Annotated in this window: 4 protein-coding genes; 3 read left to right on the top strand and 1 reads right to left on the bottom strand. The window is 69.1% G+C overall.

Going from position 1 to position 2,495, the window contains the following annotated elements; all coding sequences use genetic code 11:
• From AC1D15_RS26710 to AC1D15_RS26720, 3 genes are all read left to right on the top strand, one after another.
• A partial coding sequence (locus AC1D15_RS26710) for a DUF6513 domain-containing protein (protein ID WP_477828379.1) occupies positions 1–991 on the top strand: 991 nt, incomplete at its 5' end.
• The gene (locus tag AC1D15_RS26715; protein ID WP_477828380.1) at positions 988–1,572 is read left to right on the top strand and encodes a DUF447 domain-containing protein; all 585 of its coding nucleotides are present in this window, start codon (positions 988–990) and stop codon (positions 1,570–1,572) included. The genes AC1D15_RS26710 and AC1D15_RS26715, both read left to right, overlap by 4 nt.
• Positions 1,572–2,297, top strand: a complete 726-nt coding sequence (locus AC1D15_RS26720; RefSeq protein WP_477828381.1) for a (5-formylfuran-3-yl)methyl phosphate synthase — start codon at positions 1,572–1,574, stop codon at positions 2,295–2,297. The genes AC1D15_RS26715 and AC1D15_RS26720 overlap by 1 nt, the downstream gene beginning before the upstream one ends.
• On the opposite strand, the gene AC1D15_RS26725 is transcribed toward AC1D15_RS26720, so the two are convergent.
• Positions 2,263–2,495 (bottom strand): Type 1 glutamine amidotransferase-like domain-containing protein (locus AC1D15_RS26725; RefSeq protein ID WP_477828382.1); only part of this gene is annotated, 233 nt, incomplete at its 5' end. The genes AC1D15_RS26720 and AC1D15_RS26725 overlap by 35 nt on opposite strands.

Below are 2,495 nucleotides of genomic sequence, written 5' to 3' on the forward strand. Positions count from 1 at the left end.
CGCCGACGTGATCGACCTCGGCAGCCTGCCGGCGACGCGCTTCGACCACCTGGCCGACAGCGTGCAGGCGCTGAAGGCCGAGGGCTTCCTGGTGAGCGTCGATTCGAACGATGCGCAGGAACTGCTGCGCGGCGGCCGGGCCGGTGCCGACTACCTGCTGAGCCTGACGCTCGACACGCTGTGGGTGGCCGGCGAGGTGGAGGCGGTGCCGGTGCTGATCCCGCGCACGCCGGCCGACGAGGCCTCGCTGCATGCGGCCGTCGAGCAGATGCAGCGCATGGGCAAGCCGTACATCGCCGATTCGATCCTCGACCCGATCCCGTTCGGGCTGACCGCGTCGATCGTGCGCTACCACCGGCTGCGCGAGCGCTTTCCGGACGCGCCGATCATGCTGGGCATCGGCAACGTGACCGAGCTGACCGAGGCCGACACCAGCGGCATCAACGCGCTGCTGTTCGGCATCGCCGCCGAGCTGAACGTGGCCGCGGTGCTGACCACGCAGGTGAGCCCGCATGCGCGCCGCGCGGTGCGCGAGGCCGACTGGGCGCGCCGCATCATGCATGCCGCGGCCAGCCACGGCCGCCTGCCCAAGGGCATCAGCGATGCGCTGATGACGGTGCATGCCAAGCACCCGTTCCCCGACACGCCGCAGGAGATCGCCGAGACCGCGGCGCAGGTGCGCGACCCGAACTTCCGCGTGCAGGTCTCGCCGCTCGGGCTGCATGTCTACAACCGCGACGGCCTGCGGCTCGGGCAAGGCGCCTTCGAGCTGTGGCCGCAGCTGAAGCTGGAGCACGATGCGGCGCACGCGTTCTACATGGGCGTGGAGCTGGCGCATGCCGAGATCGCGTGGAAGCTGGGCAAGCGCTACGTGCAGGACCAGCCGCTCGACTGGGGCGTGGCGGTGGAGACGCGGGCGCAGGATCTGAACAGCTGGTGTGCACCGGGGACCACGATGACCACCGGCCAGGCGAGGAACACGAAAGAATGAACGACGTCATCTACGAAACGGTGGTGACCACGCTGTCGGCCGACGGCGTGCCGCATGTGGCGCCGATGGGCGTGCGCTACCAGGGCGAGCACGTGGTGCTGATGCCGTTCAAGCCGTCGGCCACGCACGACAACATCGTCGCGACCGGCCATGCGGTGCTGAACCTGCTGACCGACACGCGTGTGTTCGCCGGTTGCGTGACGGGGCGCAAGCTGTGGCCGCTGGTGGCRGCCGAGAAGATCGAAGGCCGGCGGCTGGCGAATGCGCTGGGGCATGTGGAGCTGGCGCTGGCCGAAAGGCGCGACGACGTGCAGCGGCCGGTGCTGCGGATGGCGCGAGTGCATGAGGTGGCGCATGGGCCGTTCATCGGATTCAACCGCGCGCAGGCGGCGGTGATCGAAGGGGCGGTGCTGGTGAGCCGGCTGCACATGCTGGCGGCGGAGAAGATCGATGCGGAGATGGCGTACCTGCAGATTGCGATCGACAAGACGGCGGGGGACGGGGAGCGCGAGGCCTGGGGGTGGTTGCGGGAGGCGGTGGTGCGGCATCGGGCGGGTGATGCGAAGAAGGAGGCGCGGTGATGACGCGCATGCGGCTGCTGGTGAGCGTGCGGGATCTGGACGAGGCCTTGCTGGCGGCGGAAGGCGGGGTGGATTTCATCGACCTGAAGGAGCCGCGCGAGGGCGCGCTGGGGGGGCTGCCGGTGGCGACGATCCGGGCGGTCGTGCGGGGGTTGCGGGAACGGGGAATTGCGTTGCCGATCAGCGCGACGATTGGGGATGTGGGGATGGATCAGCTCGATCTCATCGAAGCGCGTGTGGAAGCGGTGGGGGCTTGCGGGGTCGACTACGTCAAGGTTGGCATTGAGCGCTCACCGGATGCTGCAGAGGTGCTCGACATGCTGGCGGAAAGTCGGCATGCGGTGGTGCCGGTGTTCATTGCGGATGCGGGGCTTGACACCGGGCTGATTGCGCGAGCTTGCCGGCTGGGGTTCCCGGCGGTGATGGCGGACACGGCGGACAAGCGGGCCGGGAGCATCTTTGCGTGCGTGGGCGCAACGGAGTTGCAGCGCTTCGTGGCGACGGTGCGCGAGGCCGGCAAGCTGGCCGGGCTGGCCGGTGCCTTGCTGTTGCCGGATCTGCCGGCATTGCGTGAACTGGCGCCCGACTTCGCCGGGTTCCGCAGCGCGGTGTGCGGTGGGGACCGTGCGTCGACGCTGGATGCGCAAAAGGTGCGCGGCTTGGCGGAGGCTGCGCGGTACCTGGCGAAGCTCAACCCCCAAAGTAGCGCCAGTTTCCTTCGCTGACGACCGTGGCCGTGCCATCGACGACCTGGATGGCGGTCTGGTCGTCGATGGCATAGGCGGGGACGCCAATCGTGGCCGCCCACCGCTCGGCGCATGCCATGGTGTTTTCATCGAAGCCGGGATAGTCCAGGTGCGGGAAGATGGAGAAATCGACCAGCCCCAGCGCGCGGTCTTCGCCGGTCATCGGCGGCCTCATCT

Source organism: Rhizobacter sp. P2_H2 (assembly GCF_056403375.1).

Bases quoted from the DNA above. Each gene is read 5' to 3' on its own strand.
- AC1D15_RS26720 (WP_477828381.1), top strand. From the start codon at position 1,572: ATGACGCGCATGCGGCTGCTGGTGAGCGTGCGGGATCTGGACGAGGCC.